This window comes from Streptomyces colwelliae (genome assembly GCF_048158785.1).
GTDB lineage: Bacteria > Actinomycetota > Actinomycetes > Streptomycetales > Streptomycetaceae > Streptomyces.
This window is the reverse complement of record NZ_JBLTJC010000008.1, coordinates 1-19,591: the sequence shown is the minus strand read 5'-3', so window position 1 is coordinate 19,591 and position 19,591 is coordinate 1. Positions and strand designations below refer to the sequence as shown.

General features: G+C 70.0%; 19 protein-coding genes. 17 read left to right on the top strand and 2 right to left on the bottom strand.

All coding sequences use genetic code 11. From position 1 onward, the window contains the following. The first annotated feature begins 163 nt into the window (after positions 1-163). The 12 genes from ACNFOC_RS03150 (at position 164) to ACNFOC_RS03095 (ending at position 11,348) form a co-directional block, all read left to right on the top strand. Positions 164-736 carry a carboxymuconolactone decarboxylase family protein gene (locus ACNFOC_RS03150; RefSeq protein WP_416956422.1) on the top strand — a complete coding sequence of 191 codons (573 nt, stop codon included), beginning with the start codon at positions 164-166 and terminating at the stop codon, positions 734-736. Beyond that, on the top strand, positions 733-2,235 hold the full coding sequence (locus tag ACNFOC_RS03145) for a sugar ABC transporter ATP-binding protein (RefSeq protein ID WP_416956324.1): 1,503 nt from the start codon (positions 733-735) through the stop codon (positions 2,233-2,235). Before ACNFOC_RS03150 ends, ACNFOC_RS03145 begins: the two co-directional genes overlap by 4 nt. Further along, the gene (locus ACNFOC_RS03140; protein WP_416956322.1) at positions 2,232-3,251 is read left to right on the top strand and encodes an ABC transporter permease; all 1,020 of its coding nucleotides are present in this window, start codon (positions 2,232-2,234) and stop codon (positions 3,249-3,251) included. The genes ACNFOC_RS03145 and ACNFOC_RS03140 overlap by 4 nt, the downstream gene beginning before the upstream one ends. A 65-nt stretch (positions 3,252-3,316) precedes the next feature. Continuing rightward, the gene (locus tag ACNFOC_RS03135; RefSeq protein ID WP_416956320.1) at positions 3,317-4,267 is read left to right on the top strand and encodes a sugar ABC transporter substrate-binding protein; all 951 of its coding nucleotides are present in this window, start codon (positions 3,317-3,319) and stop codon (positions 4,265-4,267) included. A 180-nt stretch (positions 4,268-4,447) separates the two neighbouring features. Continuing rightward, positions 4,448-5,359 carry a LysR family transcriptional regulator gene (locus ACNFOC_RS03130; RefSeq protein WP_416956318.1) on the top strand — a complete coding sequence of 304 codons (912 nt, stop codon included), beginning with the start codon at positions 4,448-4,450 and terminating at the stop codon, positions 5,357-5,359. 98 nt (positions 5,360-5,457) lie between these two features. Continuing rightward, positions 5,458-6,378, top strand: coding sequence for a VOC family protein (locus tag ACNFOC_RS03125; protein ID WP_416956316.1), 921 nt, complete (start codon positions 5,458-5,460; stop codon positions 6,376-6,378). A gap of 32 nt (positions 6,379-6,410) precedes the next feature. Further along, complete coding sequence (locus ACNFOC_RS03120) at positions 6,411-7,859, top strand: NAD-dependent succinate-semialdehyde dehydrogenase (RefSeq protein WP_416956315.1); 1,449 nt, start codon at positions 6,411-6,413, stop codon at positions 7,857-7,859. Positions 7,860-7,865: 6 nt separating this feature from the next. Beyond that, the gene (locus tag ACNFOC_RS03115) at positions 7,866-8,636 is read left to right on the top strand and encodes a fumarylacetoacetate hydrolase family protein (protein WP_416956314.1); all 771 of its coding nucleotides are present in this window, start codon (positions 7,866-7,868) and stop codon (positions 8,634-8,636) included. After that, the gene (locus ACNFOC_RS03110; RefSeq protein ID WP_416956312.1) at positions 8,633-9,004 is read left to right on the top strand and encodes a VOC family protein; all 372 of its coding nucleotides are present in this window, start codon (positions 8,633-8,635) and stop codon (positions 9,002-9,004) included. Before ACNFOC_RS03115 ends, ACNFOC_RS03110 begins: the two co-directional genes overlap by 4 nt. 26 nt (positions 9,005-9,030) lie before the next feature. Next, positions 9,031-9,816, top strand: a complete 786-nt coding sequence (locus ACNFOC_RS03105; RefSeq protein ID WP_416956311.1) for an alpha/beta fold hydrolase — start codon at positions 9,031-9,033, stop codon at positions 9,814-9,816. Next, positions 9,813-10,316 carry a GlcG/HbpS family heme-binding protein gene (locus ACNFOC_RS03100; RefSeq protein WP_416956309.1) on the top strand — a complete coding sequence of 168 codons (504 nt, stop codon included), beginning with the start codon at positions 9,813-9,815 and terminating at the stop codon, positions 10,314-10,316. Before ACNFOC_RS03105 ends, ACNFOC_RS03100 begins: the two co-directional genes overlap by 4 nt. A gap of 3 nt (positions 10,317-10,319) precedes the next feature. Then, positions 10,320-11,348: a methionine synthase II (cobalamin-independent)-like protein gene (locus ACNFOC_RS03095; protein ID WP_416956307.1), complete on the top strand. Its 1,029-nt coding sequence runs from the start codon at positions 10,320-10,322 to the stop codon at positions 11,346-11,348. A 46-nt stretch (positions 11,349-11,394) separates the two neighbouring features. On the opposite strand, the gene ACNFOC_RS03090 is transcribed toward ACNFOC_RS03095, so the two are convergent. Further along, the gene (locus ACNFOC_RS03090; protein ID WP_416956305.1) at positions 11,395-11,682 is read right to left on the bottom strand and encodes a putative quinol monooxygenase; all 288 of its coding nucleotides are present in this window, start codon (positions 11,680-11,682) and stop codon (positions 11,395-11,397) included. Between the two features lie 238 nt (positions 11,683-11,920). Between ACNFOC_RS03090 and ACNFOC_RS03085 the strand changes: the two genes are divergently transcribed. The 5 genes from ACNFOC_RS03085 (at position 11,921) to ACNFOC_RS03065 (ending at position 18,431) form a co-directional block, all read left to right on the top strand. Beyond that, complete coding sequence (locus ACNFOC_RS03085) at positions 11,921-13,369, top strand: aldehyde dehydrogenase family protein (protein ID WP_416956304.1); 1,449 nt, start codon at positions 11,921-11,923, stop codon at positions 13,367-13,369. A 47-nt stretch (positions 13,370-13,416) separates the two neighbouring features. Then, the gene (gene lhgD, locus ACNFOC_RS03080) at positions 13,417-14,625 is read left to right on the top strand and encodes an L-2-hydroxyglutarate dehydrogenase (RefSeq protein ID WP_416956303.1); all 1,209 of its coding nucleotides are present in this window, start codon (positions 13,417-13,419) and stop codon (positions 14,623-14,625) included. A 121-nt stretch (positions 14,626-14,746) separates the two neighbouring features. Then, entirely contained in the window at positions 14,747-15,607 is an 861-nt protein-coding gene (locus ACNFOC_RS03075) for an amidohydrolase family protein (RefSeq protein ID WP_033282910.1), read from the top strand. Positions 15,608-15,620: 13 nt separating this feature from the next. Then, positions 15,621-17,330: a thiamine pyrophosphate-dependent enzyme gene (locus tag ACNFOC_RS03070; protein WP_416956301.1), complete on the top strand. Its 1,710-nt coding sequence runs from the start codon at positions 15,621-15,623 to the stop codon at positions 17,328-17,330. Between the two features lie 21 nt (positions 17,331-17,351). Next, entirely contained in the window at positions 17,352-18,431 is a 1,080-nt protein-coding gene (locus tag ACNFOC_RS03065; RefSeq protein ID WP_416956299.1) for an Ldh family oxidoreductase, read from the top strand. 66 nt (positions 18,432-18,497) lie between these two features. On the opposite strand, the gene ACNFOC_RS03060 is transcribed toward ACNFOC_RS03065, so the two are convergent. After that, positions 18,498-19,433 (bottom strand): alpha/beta hydrolase fold domain-containing protein, encoded by a 936-nt coding sequence (locus ACNFOC_RS03060; RefSeq protein ID WP_416956297.1) that lies wholly within the window; start codon positions 19,431-19,433, stop codon positions 18,498-18,500. Between the last annotated feature and the right edge of the window lie 158 nt (positions 19,434-19,591).

Below are 19,591 nucleotides of genomic sequence, written 5' to 3'. Positions count from 1 at the left end.
TCTGGCGTGCAGCTTTACCTTGCGTTTCCAGGGGGGTGAGGTTCCCGGACCCGGCTGTAGCGTCGGCACGCATCGCACGGATTCACGAACCGTGCACGTAACGCGCCGGAAAGAAAAGGCAGGTACAGGCCCCATGAGGCTCCCCGTTCTCACCGAAGAGGAAATGGACCCGCGCCAGCAGGAGCTGGCCGCCCGCATCGCCGGCCGGCGCGGCGCGGTCCGCGGACCCTTCCGGGTCTGGCTGCACAGCCCGGAGATGTGCGAACGGGCCGAGTCCCTCGGCGCCTTCGCCCGCTTCGACTCCAGCCTCCCCAAGCACCTGAGCGAACTCACCCTGCTGATGGCGGCCCGCAACTGGGACGCGCAGTACTCCTGGAACGCCCATGTGCACCAGGCCATCGAGGCCGGCATCCCCGAGGCCGCCGTCAAGGCGATCGCCGAGAAGCGCGAGGCCGTCTTCGACAACGAGGCGGACCAGGCCTTCTACCGCTTCTGTCGCGAGATCCTCGACGAGCACTTCGTCACCGACGAGACCTTCGCCGCCGCACTGGAGCACTTCGGCTCCAAGGGCCTGGTCGACACCATCGGCGCGCTCGGCAACTTCACCATGCTCGGCATGTGCCTGAACACCTTCCAGGTGGACCTCCAGGCCGACAAGGAACCCCCGTTCCCGGACATCCGCGGCTACGGCCGTGTCGCCCCGGACGGTTCCGACGGCACCGAGCCACGCCCGTGACAACCCCGGGGGGAGACGCGGTACTGCGCGTCCGGGGGGTCACCAAGAGCTTCGGTGGCGCGGCCGCGCTGAAGGGCGTGGACCTCGACCTGTACCCGGGCGAGGTCCACGCGCTGATGGGCATGAACGGGGCCGGCAAGTCGACGCTGGTGCAGGTCCTTTCGGGCGTCCACCAGGCCGACGCGGGCACCGTCGAGGTCAACGGGCAGGCACAGCACGGACTGACGGTGCGCAAGGCACGCCGGCTCGGCATCGCGTCGGTGCCCCAGCGCCGGGAGCTGGCGATGGGGCTCACCGTCGCCGAGAACGTGATGCTGGGCGACCTGCCGACCCGCGGCGGCACCGTGCGCTGGAACGCGGTCAAGTCCGAGGCCGGGAAGGCACTTGAGGCTCTCGGTATCGACATCGACGTGACACGGACCGCGGGTTCGCTCACCGTCGCCGAACAGACCATGGTCGAAGTGGCCCGCGAGGTCCGCCGCGGCGGCCGCATCCTCGTCCTCGACGAACCGACCGCCTGTCTGAGCGCCGAAGCGGCGCACCAGATAAGGGAGTTGGTCCGCACCCTGCGCGACGAGGGCGTGGCCGTCGTCTACATCTCGCACTACATCGACGAGGTGCTGGCCGTAGCCGACCGGGTGACCGTCCTGCGCGACGGGGCCGTCGTGCGTACCGCGCCGGCGGCCGAGTTCGACGCCGCCGGACTCGTCCGCAGCATGGTCGGCCGGGACGTCGTGTCGCAGCGATCCCAACGGCCCGCCCCCAAGGACGAGATCGGCCTCACGGTGCGCGGTCTCACCGACGGGCGAGCCGTCCAGGACTTCACCGTCGAGGTGCGCAAGGGCGAGATCGTCGCCGTGCTCGGACCGGCCGGGGACGCGCAGTCGCGCCTCTTCGACCTGCTCTCCGGGCGCCGTCGCCCCGACACCGGTCAACTCGCCGTGGACGGCGCCCCGGTGGCCTTCGGCCGGGTCCACGCCTCGCTCGCCAGCGGTCTGCGCTGCGTCACCGGCGACCGCCGATCCCTCGGCCTGGTACCGGAGTTGTCCCTGGACGAGAACCTGATGCTCGCCGGCGACCGCTTCGCCCGCCGCCGTACGCACCGACGGACCCAACTCGCCCGCCGGGCCGCCCCGTTGCGCCGCAGCTACGGCGTGGTCGCCCTCGCCGGGAACCCGCCGGTGGGCGCGCTGTCCGGGGGCAACCAGCAGAAGGTGCTGCTCGCCAAGTGGCTCCAGACCGATCCGGTCGCCTGCTTCCTGGAGGACCCCACCAACGGGGTCGACATCGCCGCCATGGCCGACATCCACGCCCTCGTCGACGACCTCGCCTCGCGCGGCGTCGCCGTACTGCTCGCCTCCTCGTCCGCCGAGGAGGTCATGCGCCTCGCCGACCGGGTCGTCGTCGTCAGCGCCGGCCGGACCGTCGCCGAGCACGACATCGACGCCATCACCCACGACGAACTCGTCGCCACCGCCCTCGGAGGTCAACCGCAGTGAGCGTCAAGACACTTCCCGACGCCCCCGGCGTCTCGGACCCGCACGAGAAGGCGCGCCCCCGCTTCTCGCCGGCCGCGCTGCGCGGTGCCCCGCACACCGGCCTGATCGCCGTCCTGATCGTCGTGATCGTGGCCACCTCGCTGCGGACCGACTCGTTCGCCACCGACACGAACGTCATCAACATCCTGCGCCAGGTCAGTGTCGTCGCCGTGATCGCGGCCGGGCTCACACTGCTGATGACCGCGGGCGGCATGGACTTCTCGATGGGCAGCAACGTCGCCGTGACGACCGCGGTCGGGGCACAGCTGCTGGCCCACGGCCACTCCACCGCGTTCACCGTCGTCGCCGCACTCGTGCTGGCGACGCTGATCGGGCTGGTCAACGGCGTGGTCGTGACGTTCACCAACGTCGCGCCGTTCGTCGCGACCCTGGCGACGGCCACCCTGCTCGACGGCGTCGCCCTGCTCGTGCTCGACAGCGTCAGCGTCTCCATCGGCACCAAGATGTTCGCCCTCGGCAACAACAAGATCCTCGGGGTGCCCTACCTGCTGGTCGTGGCGATCCTCGTGCTGGTGGCGACCGCCCTGGTCATGCGGTTCACCGTGTTCGGCCGCGACGCCTTCGCCATCGGCGGCAACGAGCACGTGGCCCGGCTCAGCGGCATCAACGTCACCGCCCGCAAGCTCTCGCTCTACGCCCTCACCGGCGCCCTGTCCGGCCTGGCGGGCCTGATGCTGCTGTCCCGGCTCAGCGGCAGCAGCCCCGGCACCGGCGGACTCTCGCTCCAGCTCCAGGCCGTCGCCGCCGTCGTCATCGGCGGCACCGCCCTGGCCGGCGGCTACGGCACGGTCGTCGGCACCGCGCTCGGTGTGGTCCTCCTGGGCGTCGTCGCCAACGCGCTGAACCTGCTCCAGGTCTCCAGCAACTACCAGTCGGTCTCGGTCGGCGGCGTACTGCTCATCGCGGCCATCGCCAACGAGATGCACAAGGCACGTTCCCGTTCCGCGGGCCATTGACCGGCCCTACTCAGCGCGCCCGAAGACAGCATCCGCACAGACTTCATCCCTAAAGGCGGTTCACCATGAGAATTTCGGTCCGTTCCCGCAGAGCCATGTTCGCCGCGTTCGCCGGCACCACTCTCGTACTGAGCGGTTGCGGTACCAGTGACGACAGTGGGAGTTCCGGCGATGTCACCCTCGGGTTCGTCAACGGCGGTGACACCGAGTTCCACAGCTGTCTCCAGAAAGCGGTCGAGCAGGAGGCGAAGACGGAGAACGCCAAGGTCTTCACCGCCAACTCGCACCAGAATTCCACCACCGAGCTGTCCAACATCGAGGACATGACCTCGCGCAACGTGAGCGCGCTGATCGTGCAGACGGTCAACGTGGACGCGCTGAAGGGCGACATCGCCAAGGCGAAGGCCGCGAACATACCGATCTATCTGACCTCCGTGGCCACCAGCGACGTGGACGACATCCTCGGCGCGGCCGTCGTCGACCTGGGGAAGCTCGGTGCCCTGGACGCGGGCTGGATCGCGCAGGACGCGGCCGGCAAGAGCGTCGAGGTCGGCGTCATCGCGGGCGCGCCCGGCGCGGCCTCCGACCTGATGGTGGGGGGCTTCACCAAGGCGCTGCCGAGCACCGCGAAGGTGGTCGCGAACCAGCCGGGCATGTTCAACCCGGTGAAGGCACAGGACGTGGCCGAGAACATGATCCAGGCCCACCCCGACCTTCAGTACGCGTTCGTCGCCTCGGAGGACATGGCCCTGGCCGCCCGCAAGGCGTTCGACGCGGCCGGCAAGAAGGACGTGAAGATCGTGACCGCCAACGGCACGGACGAGGGCCTGGCCGCCGTCGAGGACGGCCGCCTCTCCGCGACCGTCGCCAACTCGGCCATGGCGATCGGACAGACCGCGGTCAAGAACGCGGTCGGTCTGCTGGCCGAGAAAAAGGTTGACAAAATTGCCAACATTCCTCTTTTGTTGGTGACCAAGGACAACCTGAGCAAGGCCCCCCAGTACTGCCCGAAGTAGACGGAGTCCGGTGCCGGGTGCGACACCTGTCTCATTGTTGACCGAGCCGCCTGTCCGCCACATCGCCGGAATGTCCAAGTGGAGCCGCTACAAGGCCATCCCGGCGGGGTCGGACCCATCAGTACGACCGGCACCGCCGCCGGGGCCCACCCCTGGCACACGTGGGCCTCCGGAGGAATCATGGATCGACTGCTCCTCATGCACAGTTTCGTCACCGTCGCGCAGGCCGGGAGCTTCAGCGGCGCGGCGAAGAAGCTGGGCTCGTCGGGATCACTGGTGTCGCGGCACGTCGCCGAGCTGGAGCGGCAGGTGGGCGTCCGCCTGGTCAACCGCACCGCCCGCTCGGTCAGCCTCACCGAGCCGGGGCTGAAGTACGCCGAGTTCGCGGCCCGCATCCTCGACGAGATCGAGGCCGAGGACGCCGTCATCTCGCACCTCCACGACCGCGCCGAGGGCACCCTGAGCATCATCTGCCCCAAGTGGATAGGAAGCCTGGACCTCGGAGACGCGATCGCCGCCTTCTCCGCCGCCCACCCCAAGATCCACGTCCGCTTCGAGCTCGGCGGCATGTCGGACCGTACGTACGACTTCCTGGACAGCGGCTTCGACGTCGCCTTCCACACCCGCGACCTGCGGGACTCCAGCGTCCGCCTGAAGAAGATCGCCTCGCTGCCCTTCGTGCTGTGCGCCTCCGAGAAGTACCTGGAGCGCGGCGGCCCGCTCACCGAGCCCAACGGCCTGGCCCACCACGACTGCCTCGTCCACGTGAACGACCCGGTCTGGCGCATCGGCCACGGCCACGCCTCCACCCTGCACAAGATCCGCAACATCGCCTTCTCGTCCAACTCGTACATCGCCCTCCAGAAGGCCGCCGTCCACGGCCGGGGCATCGCCCTGCTGCCCCAGCGCCCGGCCTACGACGACCTGATGTCCGGCGCCCTCCAGGTCCTGCTCCCCGAGCTCGCGGTCCCCGACCGCCCCCTGTTCGCGATCTATGGCCCCGGCCAGGCCACCCCGCGCAAGGTCAGCGTGTTCCTGGACTTCCTCGCCGAATGGTTCTCACAGAACCCCATTCCGGCCATCGAGTCGTAGCCGCAAGAAACGATTGCGAATTCAGACGAGCCCGGACCATTGAGGCCTTCACGCCCCGAAATCTAGGCTCGCCGGGCGACCCGCGAAACGAGGCATCCATGGGAATCCAGAGAATCGAATCCGTCACCTACGGGATCGACGACGTAGACGAATGTGTCCGTTTCTTCGGCGACTTCGGACTGTTCCTGCTGGAGCGGACCGAGGAGCACGCGGTCTTCGAGACGCTCACCGGGCAGACCCTCCACCTGGACACCGTGCCCGGCCCCCTGCTGCCGCCGCCGGTGGAGGCCGGGCCGACCATCCGCGAGGTGGTCTGGGGCGTCGACACCCCGGAGGAACTGGCCCGGCTGGTCGCCGCCGCGGGACGGGACCGCGAGGTCCACGAGAGCGCCGACGGCGTCCACCACACCGTGGACGAGAGCGGCTTCGGCGTCGGACTCACCCTGGCCCGCCCGAAGCACGCGGACGTCACCCCGCGCCCGGCCAACGCGCTCGGCAACGTCGACCGCTGGAACACCGGACTGGAGCCGCTCACCCGGGCCTTCCCGCTGCGCATGTGCCATGTCGCGCTGAACATCCTCAAGGAGGGGCGCGAGGAAGCCGTCGCGTTCTACACCGATCGGCTCGGCTTCCGGCCCACCGACATCGTCGAACCCATGGGCGTGTTCATGCAGGCACCGGGCGACGACGACCAGCACACCATGCTGCTGTGCCACCGCCCCGACCGCGCCGGCGTCAACCACATCGCCTACGAGGTCCCCGGCTTCGACGACGTCATCGAAGGCGGCAACCACATGATCGAGCGCGGCTGGCGGGAGGCCCGCAAGCTCGGCCGCCACACCGTCGGCTCGAACGTCTTCCGCTTCCTGCACGCCCCGTGCGGCGGCCGCGTCGAGTACGCGGCGGACATGGACCGCGTCGACGACACCTACGAGACCCGCGTCCACGAGACCACCCCGCCCCACCACATCTGGGCGCTGCGCTCCAACCGCGACCAGCAGGACGCCCCCGCCAACTGACTCTCCACCCCAGCCTGAGAGGGCAGCCACACATGACCTCCGACCACGGCTACCCCGCCGTCCGCATGTACATCGCGGGCGAGTGGTGCCAGGGCGGCACCGGACGGACCGCCCCGATCGTGAACCCGGCCACCGAGAAGGTGATCGGGGAAGTACCGCTCGCCACCACCGCCGACCTCGACCGCGCCCTCGACGCGGCCACCGAGGGCTTCCGCACCTGGCGCGCGACCCCCGTCGCCAAGCGCTCCGCGATCCTGCACACCGCCGCCGACCTGATCACCGAACGCGCCCCCGACATCGGCCGGATCATGGCCCAGGAACAGGGCAAGCCCCTCCGGGAGGGCACCACCGAGGCCCTGCGCACCGCCGACACCCTGCGCTGGCACATCGAGGACGCCCGCCGCGCCTACGGCCGGATCATCCCGTCCGCGCCCGGCACCGTCCTCACCGTCCGCCGTGAGCCGGTCGGCCCCGTCGCCGCGTTCGTGCCGTGGAACTTCCCCGTCGGCGGCCCGAACCGCAAGCTCTCCTCCGCCCTGTCCGCCGGCTGCTCGATCGTCATCAAGGCGTCCGAGGAGACACCGGGCACCGCCGCCGCGCTCGTGGCCTGCTACGCCGACGCCGGACTCCCGGCCGGTGTCCTCAACCTCGTCTTCGGCGAACCGGCCGAGGTATCGGCCCACTTGATCCCCTCGCCGCAGATCCGCCTGGTCGCCTTCACCGGCTCGGTCCCGGTCGGCAAGCTCCTCGCCGCCCAGGCCGGCGAGGTCATGAAGCCCACCCTGATGGAACTCGGCGGCCACGCCCCGGTCATCGTGTGCGCCGACGCCGACCCGGTGAAGTCGGCCCGCAAGGCGGCGCAGGCGAAGTTCTTCAACGCCGGCCAGGTGTGCACCTCCCCGAGCCGCTTCTTCGTCCACGAGAGCATCGTCGAGGAGTTCACCGCCGAGTTCGTGAAGGCCGCCCAGGAGGTCACCGTGGGAGACGGTCTCGACGCCGACACCACCATGGGCCCACTCGCCAACGAACGCCGACTGCACGCGATCGAGACCCTGGTCGCCGACGCCGTGGAACGCGGCGCCAAGGTGCTCACCGGCGGCCAACGCATCGAGCGCGACGGCTACTTCTACGCCCCGACCGTCCTCACCGACGTACCGGCGGACGCGAAACTGATGCACGAGGAACCCTTCGGCCCGCTCGCGCCGATCGTCCCGTTCACCGACCTGGACGAGACCCTCGCCCTCGCCAACGCCCTGCCCTACGGCCTCGCCGCCTACGGCTTCACCGAGTCCGCCGCCACCGCCGAGAAGCTCTCGGACACGCTGGAGGCCGGCATCCTCTCCATCAACCACTGCGGCGGCTCCGTCGCGGAAGCCCCGTCCGGCGGCGTCAAGGAGAGCGGCTACGGCAGGGAGGGCGGCCCCGAGGCCCTCGACGCGTACCTGATCACCAAGCGCGTCTCCCACCTGCTGGCGGGCTGAACCGCCATGAGGTACACCCGAGTTGCGGTGGGCGGCCGGGCCGTATGGGGCCGCGTGGGGGAGGAGGACATCGAGCTGCTGTCCGAGTCCCCCCTCGACGGAGACCCCTCGGTCCTCGGCACGGTGCCGGTCGCCGACGCCCACTGGCTGCCCGTCGTCGTACCGCCCGTCTTCTACGCCGTCGGCATGAACTACCCGCGGCACATCGCGCACGCCCGCGCCGAGACCCCCAGCCGCCCCGAGGTCGGCTACCGGGCCAACAACGCGCTCACCGGCCACCGTTCACCCATCGTCAAGCCGGCCGAGGTCGAGGGCCGCTTCGAGGCCGAGCCGGAACTCGTCGCGGTCATAGGCCGCACCCTGAAGCACGCCTCCTACGACGAGGCCCGCAAGTCGGTCTTCGGCTGGACGATCGGCAACGACGTCAGCGCCCGCACCTGGCAGCACCAGGACCGCTCGTTCTGGCGCAGCAAGAACAGCGACACATTCAAGCCGATGGGGCCCTGGATAGAGACCGACGTCGATGCCCTCGCGCAGACCACGACACTCCGCGTGAACGGGGAGGTCCGCGCCTCGTTCGCCACCGGCGACATGGTCTTCGACCCGTTCGACCACATCGTCGAGCTCACCAAGCACATCACCATGCACCCGGGGGACGTGCTGTGGATGGGCGCCGAGTCCACCTGCCAACTCGAACCAGGGGACACCGTGGACATCGAGATCAGCGGTATCGGCGTCCTGTCCAACCCCGTACACAGCGAAGGGAATCCGTCATGAGCAGCGCACCCCGCTACATCCACCACGTCAACTTCCCCACCACCGACCCCGACCGGACCGCCGAGTGGTACACGAAGGTCTTCGGGATGAAGCGCATCATGCCCAAGTCCAACACCCGTGTGGTGCTGATGACCCGGGGCAACTTCGACCTGCACTTCACCCCGGTCGAGGAGATGGAGCGCATGGCGCCCTATCACTTCGCCGTCGAGGTCGACGACTGGGACGAGTTCCTCGCCCACCTCAAGGAGCTGGGCATCCGGCACACCCGGCCGATCGAACGGCCCGAGAACCAGTCGAAGTTCTGCTACATCCACGACCCCGACCACACCATGATCGAGCTCGTCTTCCACGGCCGCCGCCCCAACTGACCCCGCGCGTACAGGAGTTCACCCCCATGCCCATCGCCGACTCCGACGGCACCTCCATCTACTACGAGCGCCACGGCAGCGGTCCGGCGATCCTGTTCGTGCACGGCAGCGGCGGCCACCACGCCGCCTGGTGGCAGCAAGTGGCCGCGCTGCGCGGGGAGTTCACGGTCGTCACCGTGGACCTGCGCGGCTTCGGCAAGTCCGACTCGTCCATGCCCGAGTTCGACGGCCAGGACTTCCCCGGTGACGTCGTCGCCGTCCTCGACCAGGAGGACCTGACCGACGCCATGCTGGTCGGCCAGTCCATCGGTTCCGTCGCCGCGCTCCGCGCCGGACTGCTGCGGCCCGAGCGGGTCGGCTCCGTCGTGCTCGGCCACTCGCTCGGCGGAATCAGCCATCCCGAGCTGAAGGAACTCGCCGCCGCCGACCGTGCCGAGGCCGTCAAACTGCCGGTCATCGACCGCCTGTTGACCAAGCGGTTCCAGCAGGAACGGGCCGATCTCACCTTCCTCTTCCAGCAGATGGGCACGTTCAACGTCGCCAAGATGCAGGACCTGCGCAACCTCGACACCGACGGCCCGTCCCTGGACGACATCCAGAACTCCGGAGTCAAGGTCGCCTTCCTCGCCGGCGAGAAGGACGCGGTGCTCAGCGTGAAGACCGTGACCCGCGCCCACGAACTGCTGCCCGGCTCGCACCTGGAGATCGTCCCGGACGCACCGCACTCCATGTACTGGGAGACGCCCGCGAAGTACAACGCCGCCGTCGCCCACCTGCGCCGCACCCTCACCGCACCGAAGGAAGCAGCATGAGCAGCCTCACCCTGGACGCCGCCGAGGAGATCATCGACGCCGCCCACAAGCGCGCCCAGTCGATCGGGAAGGCGGTGAGCGTCGCCGTCGTGGACGCGGGCGGTTTCCCCATCGCCATCCGCCGCCCGGACGGCGCCCGCCCGCTCACCCCGGACATCGCCCGCGCCAAGGCGTACACCGCGGCCATCATGCAGCGTCCCGGCAAGATGCTGAAGAAGTGGCAGGAGAGCCAGCCCGTCTTCTTCTCCCAGCTCTCCCAACTCCCCGGCGCCGCCATGCCGATCATGGCCACCGAAGGCAGCCTCACCATCAAGAAGGACGGCGAGATCATCGGCGGCCTCGGCATCGCCGGCGGCACCGCCGACGAGGACCAGCAGATCGCCGAGGAGGTGCTCGCCTCCCTCGGCTACGAACTGGAGTTCGCCGCCTGGGGTGTCGCGGGCAAGCCTGCCCCGACCTCGGCTCCGGACTCCTCGTCCTCGTCCGGAAAGGACGCCTGACCCATGGCGGACACGTTCAACTACCGCATCGACCACCACGGCAGCCTGGTCCGCCCCGCCGAACTGACCGCGGCCCGCGCGGCAGGCGACCCCGAGGCGCTGAAGGAGGCGGAACTCCAGGCGGTCAAGGACGCGGTCGTCCTCCAGCGCAAGCTGCGCTCCACGGTCGTCACCGACGGCGACTTCCCCCGAGAAGACTTCCGCAGCGCGGTCCTTGACGGAGTGTCAGGTTTCCGGCGTACGGACGAGACGGACGCCGACGGCCTGGTGCGCTGGGTCGCGGAGTCCCTGCCCAAGGCCAACGGCCCGCTGCTCGCGGACTGGGTCGCGCGGCTCACCGAGTTGACGGTGATCGCCCCGAAGGCCTCGCTGCCCTCGCCCGCCTACCTCGCCGCCACCACCTTCCAGCCCGGCCACGGCCCGTCCTCCGCAAGGGAGTTGGGGGAGGCCCTCGCGGAGATCGTCCTCGCCGAGATCGAGCTGCTGGTCTCCAAGGGCGTACGCCTGATCCAGCTCAACAACCCTCTCCTGCTGGGCCAGTTGGCCACCGACCCGGCCGCCCCGGGCGCCCTCTCCTTCGAGGACGCGCTCGCCGTCGACGCCCTGGCGGTACGCCTGGACGAGCGCCCCGAGGGCGTACGGATCGGTGTCGCCCCCGGCCCGGTCGTCCCGGCCGCGATCGACTGGGCCCGCGCCGAGCAGCTCTACGGCGCGATCGCCGCCGACCGCTGGATCCTGCCGTTCGACCAGGGCACCCCGGCCGAACTCGCCCTGGTCAAGGCGCTGCCGGAGGACCGGGACTTCTGCCTGGGGGTCGTCGACGCGACCGTGCCCGCGCTGGAGGACATCGACACGGTGATGGCCAGGCTCGACGCCGTGGGGGAGTTCAAGGACCTGGAGGACGGAGCCGTAGCGCCGTCGCGGGGCTTCGCCGACGTGGCGAGCCGGCCGCTGCTGAGCGCCGAGCAGCAGCGCCGGAAGATCGAACTGGTGGAGACGGTGGCACGGTACGTCTGGGGCAACGAGTTCTGACGCACGGGCCGGGAAGCGCGTGCTCACGCTTCCCGGCAGGGCTCCCTCAGAGCACCTCGGCGAACGTCACCCTGCGGTCGGTCAGCAGCGGCCAGACCGTCTGCACGATCAGCTCGTCGAAGTGGCCGGCCGCCTTGTGCGCGTCGAAACCGGCCCGGTCGGCGTACTGCTCGTACAGCACGAAACTGCCGGGCACATCCGCCTCGGCGTGCACCTCGTACGCCAGGTTCGCCGGCTCGGCACGGGTGTGCTCGCGCACCTTCAGCAAGGCGGCACGCACCGTGGCCTCGTCGGCGGGCTCGCAGAAGTAGCGGGCGATGACTGCGTAGGCCATGTCGTGTCTCTCCTCGGTGGTTCCTGGGCTTCCGGCGGCATGTCGTCGGAAGCCGTCCGGCCCGCCGATTCCAGCACGGATCAACCCTCCGCCGACCTGCGCGCGGCGCAAGCAATGCCTGCCGCCGCGGGACTGGTGGCACCGCCCCCACATGGTGTGTTGTCGCATCCGGCCCACTGTGGCCGCTGACTGTGCAGACCGCGGACCCGCACCGCGGCGGACGAAGGAAGTGATCTTCATGCGAAGCCTGGAAACCCTCTCCGGTGGAGAGTGGGTGGCGACCGGCGAGTGGATCGAGGTGCACAACCCCGCCGACGTCCGCACCCCCCTCGCGCGCATCCCCGCCCTCGCCGCCAAGGACGTCACCCGCGCCTACGACCACGCCGAGCGCGGCTTCGCCGTATGGAAGCGCACCAGTCCCTTCGAGCGGGCCCGCGTCTTCACCGAGGCGGCCAGGCTGATCCGCGAACGGGTCGGGGAGATCGCCGCCGACGTCACCGCCGAGAACGGCAAGACCGGCGCCGAGGCCCGCGGCGAGACCCTCAAGGCCGCCGACTTCCTCGACTACTACGCGGGCCTGGCCCGCCAGGGCTACGGCACCCTCCTGCACGACGCCCGCCCCGACACCCGCGTGCACACCCAGCGCGAGCCGATCGGCGTGATCCTCGTGATCAGCCCCTGGAACGACCCGCTGATCACTCCGGCCCGCAAGCTCGCCCCGCTGCTCGCCACCGGTAACGCGGCCGTGTTCAAGCCGGCCACCGAGACACCGTTGTCGGGCCTGCACTTCGCCCGCGCCCTGCACGACGCGGGCCTGCCGGCCGGTGTCCTGAATGTCGTCACCGGCCGCACCGCCGAGATCGAGGAGGCGCTCCTCGACGACCCGCGAATCGTCGGCATCACCTTCACCGGCTCCAACGAGGTCGGCAACCGCATTCGCCGCCGTCTCGCCGACCGCAACGTCCGCTTCCAGGGCGAACTCGGCGGCAAGAACGCCTCGGTCGTCCTCAAGGACGCGGACCTGCCGTTCGCCGCGAAGACCGTCGTAGCCGCGTCCTTCGGCCAGGCCGGCCAGCGCTGCACCGCCACCAGCCGGGTGATCGTCGAGCGGCCGGCGTACGAGGAGTTCACCCGGCTCCTGGTCGCCGAGGTCGAGGCGCTGAAGGTCGGCCCGGGCAGCGACCCGGCGACCACTCTGTGCCCGCTGTCCAGCCCCAAGCAGCGCGACAGCGTCCTCGCCCACCTCGCGGGGGCCGTGGAACAGGGCGCCACCGTCCTCACCGGCGGCAACGCGGACACCGACGGCGACCACGCGCACGGCTGCTTCGTCCAGCCGACCGTGCTCGCCGACGTCACCGCCGAGACGGCGATCTGGCGCGAGGAGGTCTTTGGACCGGTCCTCGCCGTGCGCGCCGTGGACGACTTCGCGCAGGCCGTAGACGCGGTCAACGACTCCGAATTCGGCCTCGCCGCCGCCGTGTTCACCCGCGACCTCGCCTCCGCGTACCGCTTCGCGGACGAGGCCGAGTGCGGGCAGATCGCGGTCAACGCCACCACCCCGGGCTGGGACGTCCACCTGCCCTTCGGCGGGTTCCACGACTCCGGCACCGGCTACAAGGAGCAGGGCGACGAGGTCCTGCGCTTCTCCACCCGCGTCAAGACCGTTGCCATCCACTTCGGCGTCTGAGCAAGTCGGTACGACAGAGATTCGGTACGACAGAGAGGAGGATGCCGATGGCTGACGAGACGATCGGCATCGTCGGCGCCGGCATCGTGGGCCTGGCCACCGCCCGCGAGATCGCCCTGCGCCGCCCAGGCACCCGGGTCGTGGTCCTGGAGAAGGAGCACGAGGTCGCCGCCCACCAGACCGGCCACAACTCCGGTGTCGTACACGCCGGCATCTACTACGCGCCGGGCAGCCTCAAAGCCGACCTGTGCGTACGCGGCGTATCGATCCTGCGCGAGTACTGCCAGGACCGCGGGCTGCCGTACGACGAGATCGGCAAGCTCGTAGTGGCCGTGCGCCAGGACGAGTTGGGCCGGATGGAGAGCCTCTACGAGCGGGCCAGGAACAACCACGTGCCCGAACTCCGCAAGATCTCCCAGGCGGAGATCAAGGAGCTGGAGCCGCATGCGGGCGGCATCGCGGCCCTGCATTCCCCGCGCACCGCGATCACCGACTACCCGGCGATCGCCCGGGAGTTCGCCAAGGACATCGAGGCCTCCGGCGGCGAGGTGAAGCTCGGCTTCCCGGTCACGTCCATCACCAATGTGCCCGGCGGCATCGAGGTCGCCTCGGGCCAAGTGCGCGTCCGCGTCGACCGGTTGATCCTCTGCGCGGGCCTCCACTCGGACGCCGTGGCGAAGTTGGCGCAGGACAAGAGGGAACCGAAGATCATCCCGTTCCGGGGCGAGTACATGCTCCTCAAGCCGGACCGCACGCACCTGGTGCGCGGGCTCATCTATCCGGTGCCGGACCCCCGGTACCCCTTCCTCGGCGTGCACTTCACCCCGCGTGTCGACGGCAGCGTCGAGGTCGGCCCGAACGCCGTCCTGGCCCTGGCCAGGGAGGGCTACAAGCTCAGCCGCTTCTCCCTGAAGGACCTCGCCGGACTCGCCGCGTACCCCGGCTCCTGGAAGATGGCCGCCCAGCACTGGCGGACCGGCATCAAGGAGTACCGCGGCTCCCTGTCCGCGTCGGCCTTCATGAAGGACGCGAAGCTCTACGTCCCTGGAGTCGGCGTCTCCGACGTCGTACGCGGCGGAGCGGGTGTCCGCGCCCAGGCACTGGACCCCGACGGCACGCTCGTGGACGACTTCCGCATCCATCAGGTGGGCCGGATCACCGCCGTGCGCAACGCGCCCTCGCCGGCCGCCACGGCGTCCATGGCGATCGCCGAGCACATCGTCGGCGCGGTGTTCGACGCTCCGTCCGCAAACTGAGAATGCCCTGCGTACAGCGGTGTTTCGCGCAACTACTGCTTGCACTCCCAGGACTCGGCAAGGCCCTGTCGCCCGCCTAGCGTTCCTTCCGTAAAGACCTTCGAGAGAAAGAGCTCAGGACATGTTCGTTGTCGACACGCAGATCCACATCTGGAAGGAAGAGACCCCGGACCGCCCCTGGGTCCCGGGCGCGCGGGAGCGCATCCGCCTCAACGGACACCGCGAGGACCCCTTCTCGTACGAAGAGGCCCTGGAGCTGATGGACGAGGCCGGCGTCAACCGGGCCCTGATCCTGCCGCCGTCCTGGGAGGGCGACCGTATCGACTACGCCCTGGAGGCCTGCGAGGCGCACCCGGACCGCTTCGGGATCATGGCGCGCATCCCGCAGAACAAGCCCGAAGAGGGCAAGGCGATGCTGGCGGACTTCGCGCAGAACCCGCATGTGAAGGGCACGCGCCTCACCTTCCACCGGCCGCAGGACCGCAACTGGATGATCGACGGCACCAACGACTGGTACTGGCCGATCGCCGAGGAACTGCGCGTCCCCACGATGGTCCACGCGCCCATCTGGAAGCGGGAGTTGGGCGAGATCGCCGCCAAGCACCCCGAGCTGAAGATCATCATCGACCACATGGGCATCATGGCCCGCTGCGTCGACGACGCGATCGGCTACTGGGTCTCGGAGACCGCCGACCTCGCCGCCCACCCGAACATCTACGTGAAGCTCTCGGCGCTCCCGGGCTACTCCACGCAGCCGTTCCCGAACAACAACATCCAGAAGTACGTCCGCGAGATGGTCGACAAGATGGGCCCGCAGCGCTGCTTCTACGGCACCGACATCACGCGGCTGCTCGGGCACGGCATCACGTACACCGACACGATCGAGCAGTTCACCAAGCACTGGGACTTCACGCCCGAGGAGCTTGAATGGATCATGGGCCGCGGAATCTCCGAGGTCCTGAACTGGCCGATCGAGGGCTGAGGAAGCACGAGAGATGACCGACACCACCAACACCCCTGGCGCCGACGGCGGCGACGCTCTCGTTACCGCCTTCAACGCCGTCGGCGCCGACTACATCTTCTGCTCGTCGGGCTCCGAGTGGGCCCCCGTCTGGGAGTCCCTCGCCCGCCGCCACCGCGACGGGCTGCCCTGCCCGCAGTACCTGGACCTGACCCACGAGACCGTCGCCGTCGGCATGGCCACCGGCTACGGACTCGTCGAGCGCCGGCCGCAGGGCGTACTGCTGCACGCGGCCCCCGGTCTGCTCCAGGGCTCGATGGCCGTGCACGGGGCGCTCCTCGCGGGCGTCCCGATGGTGGTCAGCTCCTCGGAGTCGACCACGTACGGAGACGGCCCCGGCCAGGACCCGGGCGGCCAGTGGTACCGCAACCTGTCCATCGTCGGCGGCCCGCACCAGATCGCACAGCCCTTCACCAAGTGGTCCAACGAGGCCGCCAGCGTCCACACCCTTCCTACGATGGTGACGCGGGCGGCGGAACTGGCCTGGCGGGCCCCGGCGGGACCGGCGTACCTCAACGTCCCGCTGGAGATCCTCCTGGAGGAGTGGGACGGCCGCGAGGCCAAGCCCATCGTCGCGCCGGGCTCCACGCACAGCTCGCCCGAAGAGGTGGACCCCGTCGCCCAGTTGATCCGCGAGGCGACGAACCCCGTAATCGTCACGGAGACGGCCGGACGCGAGGCGGGCGGTTTCGAGGCGCTCGTCGCCTTCGCCGAGGCGTGGAACATCCCGGTCGTCGAGCCCGACTCGGCGGTCTGCGGCAACTTCCCGCGCACCCACCCGCTGCACGCCGGCAGCGACATCGGACCATGGATGGACGAGGCGGACCTGATCCTCCTCGTCAACTGCCGCGCGCCCTTCTATCCGCCGTCGCGCCGCCCCTCCAAGGCTACGATCGTCGTCATCGACGAGGTGCCGCAGCGCCCGCACGTCGTCTACCAAGTCCTGTTCGCCGACAAGTACTTGGAAGGCAACGTCGCCAACACCCTGCGCCAGCTGGCCAAGCGGGCGAAGGACCTGGACGCGGAAGCGGTCGCCGTACGCCGTGCGGCCCAGGAGCGGCGGCACGCCGACGAGCAGGCCGCGATCGCGGCGGCCGAGGCGAAGGCGGCGCAGGCCGAAGGCATCGACCCGGTCCTCGTCGCCGCGACTCTGCGCAAGCTGCTGGACGGCCAGGGCGGCATCGTCGTCGACGAGACCATCACCCACAGCCGGGTCGTCAAGCGCCACGTCCAAACGGCCGACCCCGACTCGTACTTCTACGTCCAGGGCGGCCTCGGGCAGGGCATCGCGGTCGCCCTAGGCGTCAAACTCGCCGCCCAGGAACGTCCGGTGGTGCTCACCATCGGCGACGGCGCGTTCACGTACAACCCGGTGATCCCGTCGTACGACGCGTCCAACGCCTACGAACTCCCGCTGCTGATCGTGGTGTTCAACAACCGCGTCTACAAGTCGATGAACATGAACCACCGCAGGTTCTACCCCGAGGGCGCCGCCGCCGACACCGGTGAGTGGCTCGGCACCGATCTGCACCGGCTGCCCCGACTCGCCGCGTTCGCCGAGCCGTTCGGGATGCACACCGAGACGGTCGACGCGCCCGAGGCCCTCGCCCCCGCGCTGGAGCGTGCGCTCAAGGCCGTGGCGGAGGGCACCACCGCCGTCGTCGACGTCCTCGTCACCCGCTGAACCAGGAAGGCACCCGCCACCATGTCCGACACCGCAACGCCCAAGCCGGGCAAGGTCCTTGTCGCCGCCGACGACCTGCGCACCTTCTCCGCCGCGCTCCTGGAGAAGGGCGGCCTCAGCGCCGAGCAGGCGCGCACCACCGCCGACGTGTTCGTGTGGGCCGCGCTGCGCGGCGTCGACTCGCACGGCATCGCCCGCGTCCCCGCCTACCTGGAGCTGCTGGCCAAGGGCGTGGCCAACGCCGACGCCGACATCAAGATCGAGTCGACTGCCCCGGCCGCCGCAGTTCTGGACGCCGACCGCGCCCCCGGCCCGGTGGCTCTCAGCGCCGCCGCCGAGGAAGCGGTGACCCGGGCCCGAATCAGCGGAGTTGCCGCCGTCGGGGTCCGCCGCACCGTCCACACCGGTGCCATCGGCTACTACGTATCGAAGATCGCCGAGCAGGGTCTCGTCGGCATCGGCTACGTCGCCGGGATGCCCAACATGGGCTACACCGGCGTCAAGGGCGCCGCCGTGGCGACCAGTCCGCTCGCCATCGCCGTACCGGCGGAGTCCCACGCCCCGCTGCTGCTCGACATGGCCACCGCCACCATCGCGCTCGGCAAGATCCGCCAGGCGAAGGCCGGCGGCACTCCGCTGCCCGAGGGCGCGGCGGCCACCGCGGACGGCACCCCGACCACCGACCCCGAACTGGCCGTCATGCCACTGCCGTTGGGCGGCGCGAAGGGCTCCGGGATGTCCCTCGCGTTCGAGCTGCTCACCAGCGTGCTGGTCGGTGCGCCGATCTTCGCCGCGTTCCACTCGGACGACCCCCAGGGCCGCAAGCACCGCCAGAACGCCCTCCTCATCGCCCTCGACCCGGCGGCCTTCGGCGACCCGGCCGCCTTCACCGAGGCGGTCGACGGAACGCTGGCCACCCTCAAGCAGTTGCCGCCGGCGGACGGCGCCGAGGGCGTCTTCTACCCCGGCGAGCGCAGTGCGACGGTCGCCGAGAGCCGTGGTGCGAAGGGCATCCCCGTCGCGCCCAAGGTGTGGCGTGAACTGACCGAGGCGGCAGGGAAGTTCGGCCTCGCGCTGCCGGAGCCGGTGCCGTCGGCGTGACCCAGCGGCACTTCGCCGACCGTCCGAGGGGGATGGTCGGCGAAGTGTGTTGTCGGGGAGGGGAGTTCAGGCGGTGCCGACGGCTTCCCGTACCTGACGGGCGATCAGGGCGTAGGAGTTCAGGGCCTGTTCGTCGTCCTTGCCGTCGTAGCCGTGGTCGGCTCCGGCGACGTCGACGTGCTCGACCAGAGCGCCCGTCGTCCGCAGCCGGTCGGCGTAGGCGATGCCCTCCGCCTTGAGCAGGTCGTACTCGGCCGTGATGACCAGGGCCGGGGCGATGCCCTTCAGGTCCGCGGTGTCCGACGGATGCGCGGGCGACACCAGCCGGTCGGCACGCACCTTCGGATCCGGGACGTACGACGTGTCGAAGACCTCCGCCATCCAGGGCCGCAACACGGGCTTGGCGATGGCCGAGTGCTTGTCCTTGGCGCTGGTCGCCAGGTCCAGCGGCGGATAGTGCAGCACCTGGAGCGCGATCGAGGGGCCGCCCTCCTCCAGAGCCTGCCGGGCCACCGCCGCCGCGAGGCCGCCTCCGGCACTCTGCCCGCCCACGGTGAGCCGGTCGCCGTCCCAGCCCTGCTCACCGCCGTGCTCCGCGATCCACCGGACCACCTCGAAGGCCTGCCGGGGCGGCGCGGGGAACGGGTGCTGCGGCGCGACGACGTAGTCGACGTTGATTACTACGACACCGGCTTCCGCCGCGAGGAAACGGCACAGCGGGTCGTCCAGTTCGGTCAGCGGTACGACATAGCCGCCGCCGTGGAAGTTGACGTGCACCGGGGGAGGCGGCCCGTCACCGGCCGGCAGATACACCGTGGCCCGCGCCGGGGCGATGCTCGTCGGGATCGTCAACTCCCGTGTCCGGCGCGGAAATTCAGGCAGCCGCTGATGTGAGGCGGCGGCGGAACCACGCCCGCTCGGGCGCCGGTCGGCCATCACGGAGAGACGTTGCAGGGACTTGGCGGCGAAGGCGGCCACCGCCGGCCGGGCCAGAACAGACATGCCGCTCCATTCGAGGAGTGAGCGCGACGGGGGATCTCGGTCCGATCGCCGTGGATGGATCAACAGGATTCCTGGCGATGGGTAGGGCGACGATAACACGGGCGTGTATCGCGTGGATGTTGCGATCAGACCTGTTCAGGGGCGGCGGACCGTGGCAC